Origin of the sequence: Paraburkholderia sp. CI2 (assembly GCF_014201055.1) — a bacterium.
Lineage (GTDB): Bacteria > Pseudomonadota > Gammaproteobacteria > Burkholderiales > Burkholderiaceae > Paraburkholderia > Paraburkholderia tuberum.
Genome location: NZ_JACHDL010000009.1, coordinates 71,243 through 92,734, shown reverse-complemented (window position 1 = coordinate 92,734; position 21,492 = coordinate 71,243). Strand labels below are relative to the sequence as shown.

The 21,492-nt window shown below is 61.5% G+C and carries 17 protein-coding genes; 8 read left to right on the top strand and 9 right to left on the bottom strand.

Annotated elements, in window-relative coordinates:
* Nucleotides 1–37: 37 nt before the first annotated feature.
* Complete coding sequence (locus tag HDG32_RS14905) at nucleotides 38–715, bottom strand: FadR/GntR family transcriptional regulator (RefSeq protein WP_184068239.1); 678 nt, start codon at nucleotides 713–715, stop codon at nucleotides 38–40.
* Between the two features lie 220 nt (nucleotides 716–935).
* Here HDG32_RS14905 and HDG32_RS14900 point away from each other — a divergent pair, with 220 nt between their 5' ends.
* The 4 genes from HDG32_RS14900 to HDG32_RS14885 all read left to right on the top strand — a co-directional run bounded on the left by HDG32_RS14900 (nucleotide 936) and on the right by HDG32_RS14885 (nucleotide 6,072).
* Nucleotides 936–2,720: a gamma-glutamyltransferase family protein gene (locus tag HDG32_RS14900; protein WP_184023593.1), complete on the top strand. Its 1,785-nt coding sequence runs from the start codon at nucleotides 936–938 to the stop codon at nucleotides 2,718–2,720.
* Nucleotides 2,721–2,789: 69 nt separating this feature from the next.
* Complete coding sequence (locus HDG32_RS14895; RefSeq protein ID WP_184068236.1) at nucleotides 2,790–4,217, top strand: MFS transporter; 1,428 nt, start codon at nucleotides 2,790–2,792, stop codon at nucleotides 4,215–4,217.
* Nucleotides 4,218–4,255: 38 nt separating this feature from the next.
* Nucleotides 4,256–4,819: a GAF domain-containing protein gene (locus tag HDG32_RS14890; protein ID WP_184068233.1), complete on the top strand. Its 564-nt coding sequence runs from the start codon at nucleotides 4,256–4,258 to the stop codon at nucleotides 4,817–4,819.
* Nucleotides 4,816–6,072 (top strand): MFS transporter, encoded by a 1,257-nt coding sequence (locus tag HDG32_RS14885; protein ID WP_184068231.1) that lies wholly within the window; start codon nucleotides 4,816–4,818, stop codon nucleotides 6,070–6,072. Before HDG32_RS14890 ends, HDG32_RS14885 begins: the two co-directional genes overlap by 4 nt.
* A gap of 98 nt (nucleotides 6,073–6,170) precedes the next feature.
* On the opposite strand, the gene HDG32_RS14880 is transcribed toward HDG32_RS14885, so the two are convergent.
* The 7 genes from HDG32_RS14880 to HDG32_RS14855 form a co-directional block, all read right to left on the bottom strand.
* Nucleotides 6,171–6,506, bottom strand: a complete 336-nt coding sequence (locus HDG32_RS14880; protein ID WP_184068227.1) for an RcnB family protein — start codon at nucleotides 6,504–6,506, stop codon at nucleotides 6,171–6,173.
* A 409-nt stretch (nucleotides 6,507–6,915) separates the two neighbouring features.
* Entirely contained in the window at nucleotides 6,916–8,106 is a 1,191-nt protein-coding gene (locus HDG32_RS14875; protein WP_409340033.1) for an arginine deiminase, read from the bottom strand.
* Nucleotides 8,107–8,231: 125 nt separating this feature from the next.
* Nucleotides 8,232–9,653, bottom strand: coding sequence for a basic amino acid/polyamine antiporter (locus HDG32_RS14870; protein WP_184023610.1), 1,422 nt, complete (start codon nucleotides 9,651–9,653; stop codon nucleotides 8,232–8,234).
* Nucleotides 9,654–10,180: 527 nt separating this feature from the next.
* The gene (locus HDG32_RS14865; protein ID WP_184068221.1) at nucleotides 10,181–11,524 is read right to left on the bottom strand and encodes an ATP-binding protein; all 1,344 of its coding nucleotides are present in this window, start codon (nucleotides 11,522–11,524) and stop codon (nucleotides 10,181–10,183) included.
* Complete coding sequence (locus HDG32_RS14860) at nucleotides 11,521–12,261, bottom strand: response regulator (protein WP_184005401.1); 741 nt, start codon at nucleotides 12,259–12,261, stop codon at nucleotides 11,521–11,523. The genes HDG32_RS14865 and HDG32_RS14860 overlap by 4 nt, the downstream gene beginning before the upstream one ends.
* A 7-nt stretch (nucleotides 12,262–12,268) precedes the next feature.
* Entirely contained in the window at nucleotides 12,269–12,391 is a 123-nt protein-coding gene (locus tag HDG32_RS36395; RefSeq protein ID WP_260336473.1) for a hypothetical protein, read from the bottom strand.
* Nucleotides 12,388–12,759 carry a GFA family protein gene (locus HDG32_RS14855; RefSeq protein ID WP_090810665.1) on the bottom strand — a complete coding sequence of 124 codons (372 nt, stop codon included), beginning with the start codon at nucleotides 12,757–12,759 and terminating at the stop codon, nucleotides 12,388–12,390. Before HDG32_RS14855 ends, HDG32_RS36395 begins: the two co-directional genes overlap by 4 nt.
* 568 nt (nucleotides 12,760–13,327) lie before the next feature.
* Between HDG32_RS14855 and HDG32_RS14850 the strand changes: the two genes are divergently transcribed.
* Nucleotides 13,328–14,371 carry a patatin-like phospholipase family protein gene (locus HDG32_RS14850; RefSeq protein WP_184068218.1) on the top strand — a complete coding sequence of 348 codons (1,044 nt, stop codon included), beginning with the start codon at nucleotides 13,328–13,330 and terminating at the stop codon, nucleotides 14,369–14,371.
* A gap of 2 nt (nucleotides 14,372–14,373) precedes the next feature.
* Nucleotides 14,374–15,870 (top strand): GntP family permease, encoded by a 1,497-nt coding sequence (locus HDG32_RS14845; RefSeq protein ID WP_184068215.1) that lies wholly within the window; start codon nucleotides 14,374–14,376, stop codon nucleotides 15,868–15,870.
* A gap of 123 nt (nucleotides 15,871–15,993) precedes the next feature.
* Here the strand turns inward: HDG32_RS14845 and HDG32_RS14840 are convergent, their stop codons facing one another.
* A complete protein-coding gene (locus tag HDG32_RS14840) occupies nucleotides 15,994–17,397 on the bottom strand; it encodes a replication initiation protein (protein ID WP_167368809.1) in 1,404 nt (467 codons plus the stop codon).
* A 1,045-nt stretch (nucleotides 17,398–18,442) separates the two neighbouring features.
* Here HDG32_RS14840 and HDG32_RS14835 point away from each other — a divergent pair.
* Nucleotides 18,443–19,654: a ParA family protein gene (locus HDG32_RS14835; protein ID WP_184068212.1), complete on the top strand. Its 1,212-nt coding sequence runs from the start codon at nucleotides 18,443–18,445 to the stop codon at nucleotides 19,652–19,654.
* Complete coding sequence (locus tag HDG32_RS14830) at nucleotides 19,651–20,625, top strand: ParB/RepB/Spo0J family partition protein (RefSeq protein WP_184068209.1); 975 nt, start codon at nucleotides 19,651–19,653, stop codon at nucleotides 20,623–20,625. The genes HDG32_RS14835 and HDG32_RS14830 overlap by 4 nt, the downstream gene beginning before the upstream one ends.
* Nucleotides 20,626–21,492: the final 867 nt, after the last annotated feature.

The window sequence follows — 21,492 nt, the reverse complement described above, 5'->3', positions numbered from 1 at the left end:
GCCGCCATCCCGATCGACGCGCGGCACCACGGCAGCCTCACGCACGCCGCGCCGCCGCACCATCGGTCTTCGCCGACGCACGCCACTGCACGCTCAGCAGATGCTCGCGCATGCATTGCGCGGCCGCATTTGCATCGCGCGCTTTCAGCGCATTGACGATCGCCTGATGCTGTTGCGCGAAAAACTGCCGCGTCTCCTGCGCGGACGTTTTCTCGCGCACCTCCGGCTTCACCCGCATACCGTTGATCACCTCCATCAACGCAATCAACGCGGGATTACGCGTGGCATGTCCGATCAGCAAATGAAAGCGATGATCCCATTGCTGCCACTCGTCGTCGTTTTTCGCGGCGGCATTTTTGCGTGCGCATTTCTCCAGTTCCTGCAGGTCGTCGCCACTCGCTTTCGTCGCGGCCAGCGCGGCCAGCGCCGGCTCGAACAGCAGCCGCATTTCGGCGATATCCGCGGGACTGGTGCCGGCGCGCAAGCCGCGCAGCGTCGGCGCAAACTTCAGCGGCCGCGCGCCCAGATAGGTGCCGCGGCCGACGCCGCGCCACACGCGCCCCGATGCCTCGAGCGAAGCCAGCGCCGCGCGCAGCTCGCGGCGGCTCACGTCCAGTTCCTCGGCGAGCTTTCGTTCGGGCGGCAGCGCGTCGCCGTCCTTCAACTGATGATCGGCGATGTAGTCGAGCAGCGCATCCAGTACCGGTTTGTCCATGTTGTCCACCGAACCAATTTGTATTGGTCCAAACGATACCAGAATCGCGGCGGCATGACATACCAGCACCCGGTGATTTTTGATTCGCTATACTGGGTCGCATGTTGATGGTTAACACCGGGTGCAACCCGGCTTCGTTAGTTTTACGCTTTCATTTTTTCCAATTGAACCATTTCATATTGGTTCCGCCATTCGGACCGTCGTCGCCAAGGAGTCGCGCATGTCGTTTACAACCCGTCCAGAACTGATCGGCACCTTCGGCATGGTGGCCTCGACGCACTGGCTCGCGAGCGCATCGGCGATGGCGGTCCTCGAAAAAGGCGGCAATGCGTTCGACGCCGCCGCCGCGGCCGGCTTCGTCCTGCAGATCGTCGAGCCGCATCTGAACGGTCCGGGTGGCGAGCTGCCGGTGGTGTTCTACAGCGCGCGCGAAGAACGCGTGCGCGTGCTGTGCGGACAAGGCGTGACGCCCGCGCGCATGACGATCGAGCGGATGCGCAAGATGGGGCTCGACGTGGTGCCGGGCACGGGCCTGCTGCCCGCGGTCGTGCCGGGCGCATTCGGCGCGTGGATGGCGCTGCTGCGCGACTATGGCCAGTTGCCGCTCGAAGAAGTGCTGAGCTATGCGATCGGCTACGCGGAAAACGGCTATCCGGTGCTGCCACGCATGGCATCGTCGATTCTCGCGATTCAGGACTTCTTCCGCACCGAATGGACGACCTCGGCCGAGCAATGGCTGCGCAACGGCGAGGCGCCGATGCCGAACCAGTTGTTCGCGAATCCCGCGATCGCCGAAACCTACAAGCGCATCCTGCGCGAGGCAAATACGCGCAGCGATCGCGCCGAGCAGTGCGAACGCGCGCGTGATGTCTTCTATCGCGGCTTCGTCGCCGACGCGATCGACCAGTACTTCCGTTCGACCGCCGTGCTCGACACCTCGGGCCTGCGCAATAGCGGTCTGCTCGATGCGGGCGATCTCGCGCGCTGGGAGCCAACCTACGAAGACCCGGTGTCTTACGACTATGCGGGCATGCGCGTGCACAAAACCGGCCCGTGGGGCCAGGGCCCGATGTTCCTGCAACAGCTCGCGCTGCTGAAGGGTTTCGATCTCGGCGCGATGGACCCCCTCGGGCCCGATTTCGTGCACACGGTGATCGAGTGCTCGAAGCTCGCATTCGCCGATCGCGAAGTGTTCTACGGCGACCCGGCGTTTTCGCATGTGCCGATGGACGTGCTGCTCAGCGACGCGTACAACGACGAGCGGCGCCGCCTCATCGATCCGCGCCGCGCGTCGTTCGAATTCCGTCCCGGGCTGCTCGGCGACAGCGAGCAACGCGCCGCGCGCATCGTCGCGAATGCCGGGCGCGAGCAGGCCGGCGGCTTTGGCCAAGGTGAGCCGACCTTCGCGCCGCTGCCCGAATTGCGCGGCGATACCGTGCATCTCGACGTGGTCGACCGCTGGGGCAACATGGTGTCGGCTACGCCGTCGGGCGGCTGGCTGCAGGCGTCGCCGGCAGTGCCGGGGCTTGGCTTCAACGTCACCACGCGCGCGCAGATGTTCTGGATGGAAGAAGGCCTGCCTTCGTCACTCGGCCCGGGCCGCCGGCCGCGCACCACGCTGTCGCCGACGCTCGTCACGCGCGACGGCAAACCGTACGCGGCCTTCGGCACGCCGGGTGGCGACCAGCAGGATCAGTGGTCGCTGCAGCTGTTCCTCAAGCACGTGCATGGCGGCATGAACTTCCAGGCCGCCGCCGATGCGCCCTCGTTCCAGACCGCGCACTTCCCCGGCTCGTTCTATCCGCGCGCGATGCAGCTCGGCAAGATGTCGGCCGAGTCGCGCTTTCCGGACAGCACGCTCGCCGAACTGCACGCGCGGGGCCACGACCTCACCGTCGCGGAACCGTGGGCGCTCGGCCGGGTCTGCGCGGTCGCGATCCGCAACGGTTTGATGCGAGGCGCCGCTACACCGCGTCAGATGCAGGCCTACGCAATCGGCCGATAAGCGGCCCGAAGCATCCATCAGCGCAGAACGCGCGGCCTCGCCGCGCCATTTCCTTCAGGAGAAGTTGCCGTGTCCGCCGTCGCCGCCCGTCTTGAAAGACTTCCCCTGTCGAGCTTTCACCGCAGACTGCTGCTGATCGGCGGGCTGGGGTACATGTTCGACGGGCTCGATTCGTCGTCGCTCGCGTTTCTGCTGCCGGTCGTCAGCAAGCTGTGGCAATTGACGAGCGCTGAGACCGGGCTCGTCGCGAGCAGCACCTATATCGGCTACTTTTTCGGCGCGTTCCTGTCGGGTGTGCTCGCCGACGTGATCGGCCGGCGCCGCATCATGATGAGCGCGCTCGCCATCTATTGCGTCGCGTCGCTCGCGAGCGCGACCGCGCACGACTGGCACACGTTCTTCGCGCTGCGCGTCGTCGCAGGCTTCGGTTCGGGCGCGGAGACGGTCGTGATCGCGCCGTTTCTCGCCGAGTTCGTGCCGCGCCGCTATCGCGGCATTTTCTGCGGCGCGCTGGTCGGCTTCATGTCGTTCGGCTATCTGACCTCGTCGATTCTCGGCTTCGCGGTGGTGCGCAACTTCGTCGACGGCTGGCGCTATCTGGCCGTGATCACGTCGCTGCCCGTCGTGATGCTGCTGTGGTGGCGCCGGACGCTGCCGGAATCGCCGCGCTGGCTCGAAAGCCAGGGCCGCGCGGCCGAAGCGAACGGCATCGTCGGCCGCATCGAAGCGGCGTTCGTCGAGCGCGGCATTGCGCTTGCGCCCGTGACTGCGAACCACGCGCTTCACGCGCTGCCCACGCCGGCCTCGACGCCGGCGCGCGCCAACGCGTGGCGCAACGTGCTCACGCTGTGGTCGCCGCGACTCGCGCGCACGACCGCGGTCAGCTGGCTGATGTGGTTCTCGGTCGCGTTCGCGTACTACTCGTTCTTCGCGTGGATCCCGAGCCTGCTCGTCAAGGAAGGGCTGACGATGACGAAGAGCTTCGGCTATTCGATTGCAATCTATGGCGCGCAGATTCCCGGTTACTTCTCGGCGGCGTGGCTCAACGAAAAGATCGGCCGCAAGGCGGTGGTCGCTTCCTACATGCTGTTCGGCGGCATCGCCGCGATCACGCTCGCGTTTTCTCATACCGGCATACAGATCATGACCGCGGGCATCGCGCTGTCGTTCTTCATGAACGGCGCATTCGCCGGCGTCTACGCTTACACGCCGGAAGTGTTTCCCACCGCGGTACGCACGACGGGCACGGGCTCGTCGTCATCGTTCGGCCGCATCGGCTCGGTCAGCGCGCCGATCCTCGTCGGCCTCGTTTATCCGCTGTCCGGTTTCCTCGGTGTATTCGCGATGACCACGACGGTGCTGGTGATCGGCGCATGCGTGGTGTTCTTCCTCGGCATCGAAACGCGCAACCGCTCGCTCGAAGATATCGAGGCGAGCGAACTCGAACCGGCTCGCGACGCGCGAGGCCAGCTGAACTCCACCCGCATGCACGGCTGAACGCACTGCGACTTTTCACACTTTCCGATGCAAACGCGATGCAAATGATGCAAGGCAACCTGACCGAACCCGCACCGCACGATACGCAGATGCTGGATATCGCAGACCTCGAGCGTCTCGCGCTGGCGATGCGCCTGAAGAATCAACCGCTCGAGCTGTTCCGCGCGGTTCACGCGGTGGCGGCAAAGGCGATAGGCCTAAGCCTGTTCACGATCATGTCCTACGATGCGCGGCGTCACGAGGTCGAACGGGTCTACACGAACATGCCGGACATCTATCCACTGGGCGGCCGCAAAAAGAAGCAAGGCACCGCGTGGGCGCGACAGATACTTCAGGATCTGAAGCCGTTTCGTGCCGCCACGTCGCAAGGCATTCGCGAGGCCTTCGACGATCACGCGGTGATGACAGGTATCGGTCTCGGCTCGATCCTGAACATTCCGATCGCCTATGATGGCGTGTGCATCGGTACGATGAACCTGACCCACAAGGAAGGCTGGTACACCAGCCGTCATGAAAGCATAGGCCTCCTGATCGGCGCCTTCCTTGTCCCCGTTCTGCTCAAGCAGAATACGGCATCCCCCGCTTGCGCCGCCCGTTCATGAAAACACCATCCGACCTGCAAAACTATCGAGCGGTGACCCATTCCGCCGTCTCGCAAGGCCGCTGGGTGCTGGTCTTCGTGCTCGCCTACCTCGCGCTGATCGCCGATGGCGCCGACGTGATGATGTACGGCCTCACCCTGTCGCGCATCAAGGACGACTTCGGGCTGACCAATGTCGAAGCGGGCGCGCTCGGCAGTCTGACCTTGCTCGGCATGGCGATCGGCGGCATTGTCGGCGGCTGGGCGAGCGATCGTCTCGGCCGCGTGCGGGTCATCGCATGGGCGCTCGCGCTGTTCTCGCTCGGCGCGGGGATGCTCGGGTTCACGCACAGCTTCGTCGAATTCGCGGCGGTGCGCTTTATCAGTTCGCTCGGCATTGGCTGCATGGTGCTGGTCACCACGCTCGTAGCCGAATATGTGCCGACCGAACGGCGCTCGCTGGTACTCGGCATGCTGCAAACCGGCATTTCGGCCGGCTATATCGTCGTGATCGCACTCAGCAACTGGATCCTGCCGCAGTACGGCTGGCGCACGCTGTACTACGTGTCTGCCGTGCCGGTGCTGCTCGCATTCGCGATCAAGTTCGCGGTGCCCGAACCGGCCGCATGGCTCGCGAGCCGGGCTGCCGACCATGCGAGCAAAACGCGGCTCGTCGACAATCGCTACGCGCAGATTTTCCGCGACCGCCAGGCGCGCACGATGTTCATCCTGTGGACCTTCGCGTCAGTCTTCGTGCTGTCCGGCTTTTACGGCCTGAACAACTGGCTGCCGACGTATCTCGAGAAGGAATTGCACATCAAGTTCAGCTCGCTGACCGGCTATATGATCGGCACATACGTGGTCGCCTTCATCGGCAAGATCTTCGCGGGCTGGCTCGGTGACCGCTGGAGCCGGCGCGGCGTGTACGTGCTCGGCTGTATCGGTGCGGCACTCTTTCTGCCCGTGATCATTTTCTGGCACACCCACGACAACATTTCCACGCTGATGCTTGTCTTCGGCTTTCTGTACGGCGTGCCACTCGGCACGATCGGCACATTCATGTCGGAGAGTTTTGCGACGTCGGTGCGCGGCACCGCGGTGGGCGGCTCGTATAATCTCGGGCGCTTCTGTTCGGGGGCGGCGCCGATCGTCATCGGTTTTATCGCGACGCAGTTCTCGATCGGACTTGGTTTTCTCGTGGTCGGCGCGGTGTTCTTTTTGAGCGGCGTGACTGCATTGTTCGTTCCCGACCGGCTATACGACACGCAGCATTAAATCGACGCGAAAATGACGAAATCATGGCGTGTCGATGAATGGCCCAGGTTCCGGCGCTAAAACTGGTCGCCGGATAGCCCGGGCACCACGAGGAAGCATTACTGCGTTCCGGCGACAATGTCTGAAATGGTCCAGTTGTTCGTCGTTACGAGCACATAGTCGCCATTGACACCCAGCCATTTGTGCCCGCGCGGCGGCGCGTTGAGGCCATGTCCGCGCCAGTCGTCCATCATGAAGTTGTAGTTACGGTATTCGGCCGGCACACGTTGACCTTTATGCCAGTCACGGTGCGGAATCGTCGGCATCACCTGCTGACGGCCCGTACCGGCCATCTGGCCGCCGCCCTCGTCCTTGGGGGGCCCAGCCGCAATCGCGAGCGCGGACAAACCGGCAAATGACAAGGCGACGAGTTGCGCAACAAAGCGATTATTCATATTCGAACCTCCGTGCGGTGGAAGAAAGCTCCGAGCATTCACGCGATTGACGTGAAACGTGATCGTCCAGCTACTCGCAGATTCATTAACTCGAACTTCATTGCAGCGATCGCTGGTCTATCGAATGTAATCCTTGCAAATCGCGAGATATCAAATTCGATAATTCAGGCGCGAAGTCGTTAAAAAGTATAGTAAAAGGAAGTTCGACTTCAAGCCGGACCTGCCCACCACTACCGCGTGCGTCAACCCGGCGATTAGCGGGGCGATTCGATTCGTCGCGTCGATCATCTGGACGGATCGCGCCGTTCCTGGCGGCGGCGGAAGCGCACGCGGCGCTGTCGCCCGCTCGCCACTTCAGCGAGCGGGCGACACTTTGCCAGTCACCGGCCAGATTGATTCGCTTGACTGATCAATAGTCGACCGCATCGCGGATGATCGGGCAGGTCATGCAGTGACCGCCGCCACGTCCACGGCCCAGCTCCGCACCGACGATCGTAATCACCTCGATGCCCTGCTTGCGCAACAGCGTGTTCGTGTACGTGTTGCGGTCGTATGCATAGACGACGCCCGGGGACGCGCACACGAGGTTCGCACCGCTATCCCACTGCGTGCGCTCGCGTTGATAGTCGCTGCCGCCCGCCTCGACCACGCGCAGATGCTTCAGCCCGAGCGCCTCGGCGACGACGTCGGTGAACGGCTTGTTTTCGGCGTGCAACTCGACGCCGCTCGGATGGCTGCTCGGCCGATACGAATAGGTGCGCGTCTTCGCCATGAAGTCCGGGGCGACCAGTACGCAATCGCGATCGGCGAACGTGAACACGGTATCGAGGTGCATTGCCGCGCGAATCTTCGGCATCGCCGCGACGATCACGCGCTCGGCCGCGCCCTTCTTGAACAGCGTTGCCGCCAGTTGACTGATGGCCTGCCGCGAGGTGCGCTCGCTCATGCCGATCAGCACGGCGCCCTTGCCGATCGGCATCACGTCGCCGCCTTCCAGCGTGGCGAGACCGTGGTCCTGAGTCGGGTCGCCCCACCACACGTTGACCTTGCCCGCGAAATCGGGGTGGAACTTGTAGATCGCCGTGGTCAGGATCGTCTCTTCGTGGCGGGCCGGCCAGTACAGCGCATTCAGCGTGACGCCGCCATAGATCCAGCACGTCGTGTCGCGCGTGTACAGCGTGTTCGGCAGCGGCGGCAGCAGATATTCGGTGCCGCCCGCCGCTTCTTTCGCGACCTCCAGCGCCTTGCCGCCGTGCGCTTCCGGGAAGTCGTGAGTGGATAGCCCGCCAATCAGCGTTTCGGCAAGCTTGCGATTGTCGAGCCCTTGCAGATAGCTTCTCAATTCATCGATAAAGCCGAGGCCGACCTGATTCGGCACCACCTGGTTGTCGAGAATCCACTTCTTGCCTTCGGGCACCGCGACCGTTTCGGCGAGCAGATTGTGCATCTCCACCACTTCGACGCCGCGGTCGCGCATCTTCGTGACGAAGTCGAAGTGGTCGCGCTTCGCGTTCTCGACCCACAGTACGTCGTCGAACAGCAGTTCATCGCAATTGCTCGGGGTAAGACGCTGATGCGCGAGCCCCGGTGCGCAGACCATCACTTTGCGCAGCTGCCCGACTTCCGAGTAGACACCCAATTCACCCGCTTTCGCGTCCGTGTTCGCCATGATGATCTCCTGAATGCCAATGTTGGCCCGCTCTGTTCAATCGGATTTCATTAAAGCTAAATCGCGATCCTTCCGGTTACGAGGCCATAGATGCCGATGATCGCGCCAATGATCGCAACGATAAAAATGATCCAGTCGGAAACGATGAAGACATTCTTGTTCTGCTCGCGCCGAGCCCAGATATAAAGCGCCGTTCCCGGCGCATACAGCACGGCGGAAAGCAGAATGAATTTCAGGCCACCCGCCCAGATCATGAAGACCGTATAGATCGAGGCGATTGCGGCCATGATGAAGTCACGCCGGCGCTCGTCGGCGCGCACGTCGTAACCGTCGCCGCGATTCGCGTTCATGCAGCCGAACACCGCGACGAAGAGGTACGGAATCAACGACATCGCGCTCGTCAGATTCAGCATCAGCGCGAACGCATCGCGCGAGAAGTAGGTGCTGATGACGAGCAGCTGCACCACGATGTTGGTCAGCCACAACGCATTGGCAGGTACCTTGTTGGCGTTTTCCCTCGCGAATACGGCGGGCATGTCTTCGGTCTTTGCCGCCGTGAACAACACTTCGGCGCAGATCAGCGACCAGGCGAGATAAGCGCCCAGTACCGAAATCAGCAAACCTATGCTGACGAAAACCGCGCCCCAATGACCGACCACCGCTTCGAGCACCGCCGCCATCGACGGCTGCCGCATGGCCGCGATGTCGGCGCGCTGGAGCACTGCGTAAGGCAGCATCGTCACGAGCACCATCAGCGAGGTCACGACAACGAAGCCGAGAATCGTCGACTGGCCGACATCGGAGCGCTTCTTCGCATAACGGGAATAAACGCTCGCCCCTTCGATACCGATGAACACGAACACCGTGACCAGCATCGTGGCCCGCACCTGCTCGAGGATATTGCCTTCGAGTCCTCCGCCGTAGAGGTTGGCCTGGAACAGGTCCAACCGGAAGCCGAAGATCAGGATCACGATGAACACCAGAATCGGAATGACCTTGGCGACCGTGACGATACTGTTGATGAAGGCCGCCTGCTGCACGCCCTTCAGGATCATGAAATGAAATAGCCAGATGCCGATCGATGCAACGACGATCGCGACGACCGTATTGCCGTCGCCGAACACGGGAAAAAACGCGCCGAGTGTCGACTTGATCAGCACCCAGTAAGAAACGTTGCCGATACAGCTACCGATCCAATAGCCAAATGCGGAGAGAAAGCCCGGATAGTCGCCAAAGCCTGCTTTCGCATACGCAAACACGCCGGCGTCCAGTTCGGGCTTGCGTTCCGCCAGCGCCTGAAACACGCGCGCCAGCATATACATGCCCGTGCCCGCAATCAGCCAGGCAATCACGGCACCCACCGGACCGGTGGCATTGGCAAAAGTGCGCGGCAGGGAAAAGATCCCGGCTCCGACCATGCCGCCCACCACCATCCCGGTGAGTTGCATTTTTGACATCTTTTGTGGAGTGGACGCCATTCGGATTCCTTTTAGTTACCTTTTTAACAAGGATCTGTAATCAGATTCGAACGAAACGTGTCTCTCGGCCAATCTTGCTGTTGATCAGCCGCGCTACTCTGCAACCACCACACGAAAAGAATGGTCTGTCCGTTGGCGTTTGTCAATTTATCGAAGACAAGGTAACGGACTGTGGCTCGCTATGCGATCGAATCCATCGATGCTGCGTTGCCGAATCTGGTTGAATTTGCGAATTAACAATTCACCACGCATCTCAATCGCTCGCATCGATAAGTCGCTTTGAATATCGATGATTTAACAACGATGCGACCTGCCGCATCACCGCACCGGTTTTCTCAAATGATGGGGAATCGCTGAAGCGAGCTGAACCGGTGGCCGTTCAGAACTACTGAGAAGCGCCAGAGTCACAGTTCGAAATGGCGCGCGGGGGTCATTAATAGTCCAAACCCAATGACGATTTCGTAATGGCGCGCTTTGTGAATTTTTCTGACGGAATCGCCCGCGTCTCCGCGCCGCAAGAGGTCCAACTATGATTCGCGCAACTTCCTCAACGTCAGCCGCGCTTCGAGACCGCCGCCGACGCGGTTGTGCAGCGTGAGCGTTGCGTCCATCGCGAGCGCGAGTTGCCGCGCGATCGCGAGCCCCAGACCCGTGCCGCCCGTTTGACGATTGCGCGATCCTTCGAGCCGCACGAACGGCTCGAACACCGTCTCCAGCGACTCGACCGGAATGCCGGGACCGCGATCGAGCACCGACACGGTAGCCTCGCCATCGCGCAATGCCCCGATATGGATCTGCGCGGCGCCGCCGTACCTCAGCGCGTTATCGACCAGATTGCCGACGATGCGCTTCAACGCCTGCGGACGCATCGTCAGCGACTGGCCGAAGTGGCCCTGCAGTGACACTTGCTGACCCGCGTCGACGTAATCGCACACCAGGCTGTCGAACAGCGCATCGGGATCGATGCGGCGCGGCACCTCGGTCGTGCCATGCATCGTGCGCGCATAGGTGACCCCTTCCTTGACCAGCGCCTCCATTTCCTGCAGATCCTGGCGCAGCTTTGCGGCCTCGCTGTCGTTGTCCATCGTGTCGACACGCAGACGCATGCGCGTGATCGGCGTCTGCAAATCGTGCGAAATCGCCGCGAGAATCTGCATGCGCTCGGTCATGTAGGTGGCGATCCGGTCCTGCATCGCGTTGAACGCGCGCGCGGCGCGCGCCACTTCGGACGGACCGGCTTCGCGCAGACGCGCGGCCTTCAGGTCGGGGCCGAGCGTGTCGGCCGCGACTGCGAGCTGATTGAGCGGGCGCGTCGCGAGCCGTACCGCCAGCCAGCAGCAGGCCGCGAGCACGAGCAGCTGCAGCGTCAGCACGAGCGGCAGCCAGCGCGACAACGGGGCGCCGGGCATCGGCCGCAGGTCAATGGTGAGCGGCGTGCCGTCGCTCAGTTTCAGATGCACCTGCAGACGCTCGCGATCGCCCGGCACTGCGTTGACGGTCAACGGATAACGCGTGCCGATGCCATCGCCGATCGACTGCGCGACGCGCGCCGACAGGCTCGCGTCGACCGGGGTGCCTGGCACGCCCGGGCCGAGCACGAACTCATAGCTGCGCCGCGCGAGCCGCGGCAGCCACTGGGCGCGCTCGTCGGGCGGCAGATGATCGAGCAGCGCGACCGAGCTCGCCACCTCGCGCTCGATGTAGCCCATCATGATGTTGGTCATCGTCTGGTCGCGCTCGGTCATCGTGAGCCAGAACGACAGCGCCTGCGCGAGCGCGAGCCCGACGAACAAAATCACCGCGAGCCGCGCAAACAGCGTGCGCGGCCAATGCGGCCAGCGCAGCAACGACGGTGATGGAGATGCGCTCATTCCGGATCTCCGATCGCGGTCACGGCCGCTGAAAACACATAGCCCTCGCTGCGCAGCGTCTTGATGTAGCGCGGCTCGCGCGCGCCGTCCCGCAGGCGTTGACGCAGGCGGCTCACCATCAGATCGATCGAGCGGTCGAACGGATCGGCCTGGCGTCCCTGGGTGAGGTTCAGCAACTGATCGCGCGTGAGCACGCGCTGCGGATGATCGAGAAACACACGCAACAGACGGTACTCCGCGCCGCTCAACGCCACCTCGGTTCCGTCCGCGTCGAGCAGATGGCGCGCGGTCGTGTCGAGCCGCCAGTCGCCGAAGCACAGCATCGGCGCCGACTCCGTCACCTCCATGCCGGGCGGCAGCATGCGCGCGCGGCGCAGCACCGAACGGATTCGCGCGAGCAACTCGCGTGCGGCGAACGGTTTGGTCAGGTAATCGTCGGCGCCCATTTCGAGGCCGACGATCCGGTCCGCTTCCTCGCTGCGCGCCGTCAGCATCAGGATCGGCACTGTGCGGAACTTGCCCGCGCGCAACTCACGGCACAGCACGAGGCCGTCTTCGCCGGGCAGCATCAGGTCGAGCACGATCAGGTCGGGCGCGCCGTTCTCGAGCGCGGCGCGCATCTGGCGGCCATTGGCCGCGAGCGAGACACGCACGCCGTTTTTCTCGAGGTATCCCGCGAGCAGTTCACGGATACCGCGATCGTCATCGACGATCAGTACGTGGTCGGAGGTTTCCATCGACGGATTATCTGCTGCGGCGTTTGAGTTGCACGTCGCTCGACTGGATCAATGAACACTGCAACGGATGCGCGAGTTCGGCCGTGAAGCCGCCCGCCACGAACACAGCGATGGCAAACAGGCGTTTCATGCGTCCTCCAGCACGGAAAGACTCGCGCCATCGGCCACGCCGGCTTCGAGCGCGTAAGGATCGACCCCGTCGAGGCAGCCAATATTGACGCGCCATTGCTGCGGATCCTTGCGCGTCTGATGAAAAGGATAGATGCCGCAATGCTTGCAGAAGTAGTGTTTCGCGACCTTCGTGTTGAACTGGTATAGCGTCAGCGAATCCTCGCCACTCAGAATCTTCAACTGACTGGCGGGAAAGAGCGGTGTCATCAGCGCGCCCTTGCGGCGGCACAGGCTGCAGTTGCAACGACCAGCCGGAACGATTTCGGTGCGAACTTCGAACTTGACGGCCCCGCAGTGACAGGACCCTTGCAGCAACCCGGCGTTCATGATGCTCTCCGTGATTTGACGATGCCTGCTTTATAGCCCGGTTCATCAGTCGAATTATGTCGTAATGTATCCGGCGGCCGAGACGATACATTACATTGCAATACGCCGCGGCGATTAGCGCAAGGCGAAACAGCGAAGATATACACGCGAGTTAGCATTTAAGCGGCACGCGCAAACGGATAACGCAGATTGCATGATTGCCACCGCATTATCGCGCTCAACCGTGCAAAGATACTCCGCCTATCCATGTTTATGTGAGCGGCTTATGTAAGCGGCGCGACGCGGCGCGCCGGCCGGCCTCCCTACACGCTGTTTTTGACCTCGGCGTGACCAGCAAGCGGGCGATGACGGCCACGAGCCGGTTGCTCGCAAGCTCTGTGAATCAAGTTGAATACGCTTGACTTTTAGTCACCGGCCACTTCCAATACCAATGGTGCAGTGCGATGTTTCGCCTTTGAAACACGCCTCACGTCATTCGGTAGTTCACAGCATTGGCCAGCAGTTCATTCGTCCGCCGTGCATGCGGCGTCAGCTAGCGAAATGGAGCACTCCTCACTACGGAGTCGTCTTGGCTGCAACAAATAACCAACCCACCCACCGCGAACCCGCCCTTATCGACCTCGCATTGCAAGGCGGCGGATCGCACGGTGCTTTTACATGGGGCGTCCTCGACCGTTTGCTCGAAGAGTCGTGGCTGCAGATCGAAGGAATATCGGGTACGTCGGCTGGCGCGATGAACGCCGCGGTGCTGGTGAGCGGCTATCAGGCAGACGGCGCGGCCGGCGCGCGCGCCGCGCTCGAAGCCTTCTGGCGGCGAGTATTCGAAGCATCGGTGTACAGCCCGTTTCGCCGAACCCCGTTCGACGTGTTGATGGGCCGCTGGACGCTCGACTACTCGCCGCTCTTCATCGCGATGGACCTCGCGGCGCGCGTGTTTTCTCCATACGACCTGAACCCGCGCGGCGTACATCCGCTGGCGAAGATTCTGCAGGACTCGATCGATTTCGCGCATCTGCGCGACGCGCCGATCAAGCTGTTCATCACCGCGACTCGCGTGCGCACGGGCCAGGCGCGTGTGTTTCGCAATGGCGACCTGACGCCTGACGTGCTGCTCGCCTCCGGCTGCCTGCCCACGCTGTTCCAGGCCGTGCAGATCGACGGTGAAGACTACTGGGACGGCGGCTATGCCGGTAATCCGACCATGACGCCGCTGGTACGCGAATGCACGTCGAGCGACACGCTGCTGATCCAGGTCAATCCCGTCGTGCGGGACGAAACCCCGCGCACCGCGCGAGACATCATCAGTCGCCTGAACGAAGTTGCCTTCAACGCGCCGCTGCTGAAAGAGCTGCGCATGATCGCGCTGCTGCGCCGCGCGGCGGACCCCGGCAGCGACGAAGGCCGCCATTGGGCGGCGATGCGCATCCATCGGATCGCGAGCGAGCTGATGACCGAACTCGGCTACTCGTCGAAGCTGAACGCCGAGTGGAGCTTTCTGACGATGCTGCGCGACGAAGGCCGGCGTGCCGCCGACGCGTTCCTCGCCGAGCACGGCGATTCGATCGGCGTGCGCTCCTCGCTGGATCTCGACGCGTTGCTCGACGGAGTCTGACCATGGAAGTCATCACCCTGTCACCGCTCGCGATCGGTCTAGGGCTTTTCGGCATGCTCGCGAGTCTCGCGGTGCTGATCGGCTTCGCGTACCGCGGCTGGACCGTGCTGCTGCTCGCGCCGTTCGCCGCGATGCTGGCCGCCGCGATTTCGGGCGAACCGATTCTCGCGCATTGGACCCAGACCTTCATGCTCAGCACCGCGCGCTTTCTCGCGCAGTTCTTTCCGTTGTTCCTGCTCGGCGCGCTGTTCGGCAAGCTGATGGAAGACAGCGGCTCCGTGAAGGCGATCGCCAGTTACATGACGGAGAAGCTTGGCGCGCATCGGGCGATTCTCGCGGTCGTGATCGGTGGCGCACTCGTCACCTATGGCGGCGTCAGCCTCTTCGTGGCGTTCTTCGTGCTCGCGCCGATGGCCACCGCCCTCTTCCAGGCCGCCAATATTCCGCGCCGTCTGATGCCGGCCGCGATCGCGCTCGGCACGTCGACGTTCACGATGTCCGCGCTGCCCGGCACACCGGCTATCCAGAACGCGATCCCGATGCCGTTCTTTGGTACGACGCCGTTTGCGGCGCCTGGGCTTGGCATCATCGCGAGTATCGTGATGGTGGTGTTCGGGCTCTGGTGGTTGTCCTTGCAGCAATCGCGCGCGAAGGCGGCCAATGAAGGATTCGACGGACTCAAGGCGGCGGTGAAATCCACCGGGGCGCCGGCCAGCGACAACCTCGTGCGCGAGCGCGCAAGCGTATCGCAGAGTTTCGATCCGGAGGAAGCGAAGCGCGGGCATGTCAGCGAGAGTCTGCCCTCGTTCGGCGTCGCGCTCACGCCGCTCGTGCTCGTCGTGCTGACGAACTTCGTGATGAACGTGATCGTGCTGCCGCGCATCGACGCCGACTATCTGGCCGAGGTCCGTTGGGGCGAGACGTCGCTTGCGGCGGTCGGCGGTGTGTGGGGCGTGTGCGTGGCGCTCACCGTCGCGATCGTCGTGCTCGTGCTGCTCAATCGGCATCGCCTGCCAGCGCTGCGCGAGACGATCGATGCGGGCGCGAATGCATCGGTGCTGCCGGTGCTCAGCGTCGGCAGTCTGGTCGGCTATGGCGCGGTGATCGCCGCGCTGCCAGCGTTCGCGCTCGTGCGCGAATGGGTGCTGAGTATCGGCGGTGGTCCGCTCGTATCGCTCGCGGTCGCCACCAATCTGCTCGCGGCGCTGACCGGCTCGGCCTCGGGCGGTCTGACCATTGCGCTCGACGCGCTCGGCAGCACCTATCTGCAACTGGCCGCGCAATACGGCATCGACCCGGCGCTGCTGCATCGGGTCGCCGTGATTTCCTCAGGTACACTCGACAGCCTGCCGCATAACGGCGCGGTCGTGACGCTGCTTGCCGTGTGTGGGTCGAACCACCGCGAAAGCTATCGCGACATCGTGATCGTCGCGATTCTCGGCGCGTTACTCGCGCTGGTGGTGGTGATCGTGCTGGGCTCGCTGTTCGGGTCGTTCTGAGCGTTCTGAGCGCTGAAGTAGCAAGGGGTCTTGCACTGACGTTGCTATCCGTCAGTGCAAGACCCCTTTCTATTTGCCGGTCGGCTCAGTTTGGGCTGCTTTGCAGCCGATTTCCGGCTCACTTCACGCCGCCGCGCGCGCCGCATTCATCCGGCCGAACACGAACTGCCCCAGATACCAGACCAGCTCGGTATTCGCGAAAATCGCATCTTCGGTGACCGTCGACGGTTCGAGCTTCATCCGACGCAGCATCAGCTTGCCTTCGCGCGACGTCGTCCACGCATGCATCAGTTCCTTGCGCGTCTTCGCATCGGCGGCGTTGAAATGGTCGCGGCCCTTGCGCGAATCCTCGTTCATGCGCGCGCGCACTTCTTCTTCGCGCGTCGCGATGCTGTGCGCCACGGTCTTTCTCGTTTCGGTCTTGACCGCCTGTTCCTGCGTTTCGTCGGCGAGCAGTTTGGCCTGTACGTCGACCATCGTGCGCTCGGCGTCGGAGATCTTCCAGTTGTCGCGTAGCGCGCGCATCAGATAGCCCGCGGGGCTCTTCTTGACCTGGCCGCGCTTGACCCTGAAGCGCGTGTATTCGACGGCCTGCTGGATGCGTTCGTCGGTCCAGAGTTCGCGGTTCTCCGAAATCTCGCTGAACTGCTTGGTCGAGAGCCCGAATTCGTCGGTGAGAATCTTGTACAGATGGCTCGCGTCGGCGAGGCTCGCGAGTACCGCGTCGGCTGTGTCCTTGCGCTTGAGCAGGAAGCGGATGCGGTCGATTTTCTTCGACGTCGTGGATGCAGTCCGCGTCTCATAGGACATCTCGACGTCCGACACTTCGTTGATCTCGCGCACCGCCGGCTCGAGCCAATCGCGCTTGAAGTATTTGAAGATGGCGGCATTCGCGCCCATTTTGCCGGGCCAGTTGCGCATTTCCTCGAGCTGGATCCAGTCGGTGCGTCCCGCGGGGACGTTGGGCAAAACTTTGTCGTAGATCGCGCGCGCGAGACTGCGCGTGAACGCGGTGGAAATGCGCAAGCTCAGCCAATGCGATTTCTGCGGATCGCGGATATGCGGCACGAGCCGCGGATGGACGTCGAAACGCATACGTCCGCGATGAAAACCGACCATGCCGATCAACTGAACCTGCACCCACAGATCGTTTTCGTTGGGATCGCGGTCCGCGGGCGTATTCGTCACGCGAACTTTCGCGTTCTGAGCTTCGTCGGCGATCGTGCGCAAGTGCTTCAGGTTGCGGCTGTCGTAACGCATCAGCCACTTGAAGTAGTTGAGTTCGACGTCGTACTGATCGCGCTGCTCGGGCTCCTGCGCGACGATGAAGTACGCGGCATCGAGAAAGCGCCGCGCCGGCAGCCCCATATTGACGATTTCGGTGAAGAAATCGTTGCGCTGATAACCGATCTCGCGATTGGCCTCGTTGATGCGCAATCCCTGATCGAACATGTCTTCGAACAGCGCGAGCGCCATCTGGCGTGACGTCGCTTTCGACCTGCCCTCTTCCGGATTGTCCGCGGCCATGTTCTTCATCCACTTTTTCGCTCCCGGGACTGTAAGCATGCGGTGGTGAGCTGTCAACACACAGAACCTCACCATCAAACGACCGCGACGGAGGCCGTTTCGGCGTCCCTTCCGCGTTTCGGCACACAGAACCTCACCATGTTCACAAAGAACCTCACCTTGCGGGCGGGCGTTCGCGCGGCAAGGCCTTATGCGACGGCCCTTTCAATCTCGTTCCCAGTAGCTGCACAACCCACCTCACCTTCGCGATTTGACGCAGTGGCAAACACATCGAACCGCACCTTGGTGGGGAATCGGTCTCACCTTGCTGCACAACCAACCGCACCTCTGAGCACAGCGAACCTCACCTTTGACACAACGCACCTCACCTTTTGGAACTTAAGTGCTTGAACGGATTGAATAGTGTTTGGTTGCGTTGGTTTGTGGGTTTGTTCTCGGTTTTAAAAAAAACCTACCAACCTGGCACACAAATAAATGCGGCTGAAGATTGCGCGATGCAGCATGGTGAGGTTGATTGTGCGAAACGTTGAGCGGGCTTGGAAGGGCTGCTGCGAAGGTGAGGTTGGTTGTGCTGCTACGCTGATTGGCAACCCTTGGTGATGAGCTGAACCTCTGGCTGACGGCCTGGCGCCGGTGTGTCGCCGTTTCTGTGGGTGAGGTTGATTGTGCATTTGCGTTCTAAGTGCGGGGAGCGCTCGCAGGGAGGTGGCGAAAATCTAACAATGGTGAGGTCGGTTGTGCAGAAGATCGCCGGACCGGTCTTTCAGGAAATGAGAAAGTGCACAAATGACCTCACCAAGTGCCTAAGTCTCGAGCAGGAGTGCCGACACTGCTACCCAGATTGCGAAGAAAGGTGAGGTCATTTGTGCCTTCGAGGACGCAGTGTTTCGAGGCTCGTTTAGTTTCCACTGCGATTCCGCAACCGAAAACGGTCTGGAAATACAGAAATTTGCAGAAAATCCACATAAAAACAGTAATTTAAAAAGCTATTTTCAAGTATTTCCTGTATTCTGAGGTTTCTGGAATTTTATGGAAAAACCTCAGAATGGTCAGAACGAGCCAACTTCCTGCCGTAGACAGAACCGTTCACTTTGAGCAGATCAGTGAGTTCGCAGAAAAAGTCACCATTTTCACTAATGAGCTGCGTGACACGATTCTGGCTCCGCGTCCTCGAAAAACGGCTCCCGTTTTCAAGACCGGCGAGATTGCCGAGATGTGCAACGTCTCACACTCGCAGGTTCAGTATCTCGCGACAAAAGGCGACGGAGAACTGCCTTCGGGCACGGCGGCAGGCACGGGCCGTACCCGGACCTTCACGCTGGAGGAGGCGCGGATCTGGGTACAAAAGATTTCCGACATCTACCAGACTCCACTGGTCACGCGCCTGAAGGAGCCAGACGGGAAGATCATTATCACCGCGCAGCTCAAAGGTGGCTCCGCCAAGACGACGACGACGATGTGCCTCGCCCAGGGGCTGTCGCTGCGGGGACGCAAAGTGTTGGTGGTTGATCTCGACCCGCAGGCGTCGCTTTCGGAACTGTGTGGACTGTACGCGGAAAAAGACGTGACGCCTGAAGACACAGTATTGCCGTACGTCTACGACCAGGACATCGAAGGTGGCCTCGTGGGGCGGGTCCAGTCGACGTACTGGGATGGCATCGACGTGATTCCTGCGCACACGGAACTGATTGGAGCAGAGTTCCATCTGCCGGCGATGCAAAAGATGCGACCCGGTTTTCGCTTCTGGACCGTGCTTCGTCAAGGGCTCGAGCCGCTGCGCAAGAAGTACGACTACATTCTCATGGATACGTCGCCGTCGCTGTCGTACCTCAATCTGAACGCGCTGATGGCCGCGGATGCCATGGTGATGCCGATGGTGCCGGAAAACCTGGACTTCATCAGCTCGCTGTCGTTCTGGCGACTTTTCTCGGACGTGTCCAAAAGCTTTATCAAATTCGAGACGGACAAGAAGTACGACTTCGTATCGCTGGTGTTGTCGCGGGTCGATTATGGGCGGAACTCGTCGGCGCCGATCGTGCGTGCGTGGGCGCAAAGCGCGTACGAAAACTGGCTGCATTCGATCGAGGTACCGGCGAGCTCGGTGATGAGCACCGGGGCGTTGGCGTTCTCGACCGTCTTCGACATCAGCAGCAATCACAGCGCGGCCAAGTCGTTGCAACGCGTGCGGCAACCTCTCGTCGACTACTGTCGCTGGATCGACGAGATCTATTCGGAAAAATGGAGGAACGCGCAATGAGCAATATGCGAGAACAGTTGCTGGCCAAGACGTCCGGCATTCGCAAAACTTCGTCGATCAACGAAGACGAGGTGAAGCGCAGCAACCGCACGCAAACGGCGCCCGGCCTTGCCGGCGCGCTGGCCGTTGCGCAAATTCGCGTGCAGGAACTGGAATCGACTGGCGTCGCATCGCAACTGGCAGTTGCTGGCATCTTGCCGAACCCTTGGCAGCCGCGTCGCGTGTTCAACGAAGCAAAGTTAGCCGAGCTTGCGGAGTCGATCCGGGAAGTTGGACTGATGCAGCCGATCGTGGTCCGTCGTGTCGCGGACGACTATCAGATCGTCGCCGGCGAACGACGCTGGCGTGCGCACAAGATGTTGGGGCTGGACACGATCAAGGCCGTGGTCGCGGATTGTTCCGACTCGGATATGGCCGTGCTCGCAATGGTCGAAAACATTAGCCGCGACGACCTTGCTGACTATGAAATCGGCGTGGCGATTCGTCGATCGGAAACAGAGTTCCCGAATCGCAAACGACTGGCGGAAGCGATGGGATTGTCGCGGGCAGGTCTGTATCAGTTCTTGTCGTTCGACAATCTGCCGGACTTCATCAAGAAAGATCTCGATATTCAACCGCGACTATTGGGCGGGACTGCGGCGCAAGCAATTGCAGCGGCTATCAAAAAGCATGGCGAGGATGGCGTTAAAGCCGCTCGCGAAATTTGGCCTCTGTTGGTGAGAGGCGAAATGGATCAGGGCAAGGTCGCGGCGGGAATCACCGCCCTGGCGACCCGGCAGACGACGTCGGGTGGTACCAGCGGACGCAGCATCGAGAAATTTTTCGCGGGACGAGAGCACGCTGGGAGCATCACCAAGGATGTGAGTAACTTCACGATCAAGATCAAGACCGGAGTGATCACCGAGGCGCAAGAAGTTCAGATACGACAGTTGATCGGACAGATGTTCCAATCGCAGCCGAAGACGAGCTAATCGGTGGTTCGGTTGTAGTGTTAAAAGGCCCGCTTAGTGCGGGCTTTTTTTGGGTCAATCAAATCGGTCCACCTCGAAGAGTGTCTAGAGTCTAGACACTCACTCCGCAGCCCTACCTTTGCGCCATCCGGTGTCTATCTAGACTCTAGACACTCTTGACGACGCACCCCCGATGCCGATGAAAGCGTGCCGCGTCCGCGCGAACGCACATCCTTCGTGCCTTGCACGACCCGCGGAGCGATTCGCGCAGTATTGCGTTCGCAGCGATCTCGCAGGCACCTGCGGCGGGTCAGCCGCTCGTCATGAGCGAGACAGCCAATGACTGGGGATTTCTGATGCATCCATTGAGCCGGGTTCGGCTGCTTCGTTGACGGTCGCATTACCCGGAGCACATACAAAATCGCACAGGCGACATATGACGGACGGGATGGAGGGCCAGCCCTCTGTCCTATAAACGTACCATCCACGGTCGTTCTCAACTCAACGCCGCATCAGCGCGTTTCCCCGAGACGACTCGACTCCGCTATCGTCGGTTCCAATCTTCTCAATGAGAAAGGCCGCGGCCCTTAGTGCGCGACGTGCATTGCACATGGTTGTCCATGAACAGCTGTGTTCATGATGGCGCTGTCGGCCGCAGCAAACCTGGGCGTAGATCGTCGACGTCTCGCAAGGATGCTTCACTCTGTCGGTGTACCTCAGGCAATGAACGCGCGCAGCGTTGAGGCCACCACTTATCGACCGCAAAGTCAGCAGTCGTTCTGCCGGAAAAGCTGTTCCGTACGATTAGCGACGAAAGCGGCACGAACAAACGCGCAACGGAAGGCTGTGAATGGGGCTTGCCTCAGCGAACAGACGACATGCGTCAAG

Coding starts and splice junctions, on each gene's coding strand:
- HDG32_RS14890 (WP_184068233.1), top strand. CDS start 4,256: ATGCAAATGATGCAAGGCAACCTGACCGAACCCGCACCGCACGATACG.
- HDG32_RS14900 (WP_184023593.1), top strand. CDS start 936: ATGTCGTTTACAACCCGTCCAGAACTGATCGGCACCTTCGGCATGGTG.
- HDG32_RS14840 (WP_167368809.1), bottom strand. CDS start 17,397: ATGGCCGCGGACAATCCGGAAGAGGGCAGGTCGAAAGCGACGTCACGC.
- HDG32_RS14855 (WP_090810665.1), bottom strand. CDS start 12,759: ATGAACGCCGGGTTGCTGCAAGGGTCCTGTCACTGCGGGGCCGTCAAG.
- HDG32_RS14875 (WP_409340033.1), bottom strand. CDS start 8,106: ATGGTCTGCGCACCGGGGCTCGCGCATCAGCGTCTTACCCCGAGCAAT.
- HDG32_RS14860 (WP_184005401.1), bottom strand. CDS start 12,261: ATGGAAACCTCCGACCACGTACTGATCGTCGATGACGATCGCGGTATC.
- HDG32_RS14880 (WP_184068227.1), bottom strand. CDS start 6,506: ATGAATAATCGCTTTGTTGCGCAACTCGTCGCCTTGTCATTTGCCGGT.
- HDG32_RS14830 (WP_184068209.1), top strand. CDS start 19,651: ATGAGCAATATGCGAGAACAGTTGCTGGCCAAGACGTCCGGCATTCGC.
- HDG32_RS14835 (WP_184068212.1), top strand. CDS start 18,443: ATGGTCAGAACGAGCCAACTTCCTGCCGTAGACAGAACCGTTCACTTT.
- HDG32_RS14865 (WP_184068221.1), bottom strand. CDS start 11,524: ATGAGCGCATCTCCATCACCGTCGTTGCTGCGCTGGCCGCATTGGCCG.
- HDG32_RS14905 (WP_184068239.1), bottom strand. CDS start 715: ATGGACAAACCGGTACTGGATGCGCTGCTCGACTACATCGCCGATCAT.
- HDG32_RS36395 (WP_260336473.1), bottom strand. CDS start 12,391: ATGAAACGCCTGTTTGCCATCGCTGTGTTCGTGGCGGGCGGCTTCACG.
- HDG32_RS14885 (WP_184068231.1), top strand. CDS start 4,816: ATGAAAACACCATCCGACCTGCAAAACTATCGAGCGGTGACCCATTCC.
- HDG32_RS14870 (WP_184023610.1), bottom strand. CDS start 9,653: ATGGCGTCCACTCCACAAAAGATGTCAAAAATGCAACTCACCGGGATG.
- HDG32_RS14845 (WP_184068215.1), top strand. CDS start 14,374: ATGGAAGTCATCACCCTGTCACCGCTCGCGATCGGTCTAGGGCTTTTC.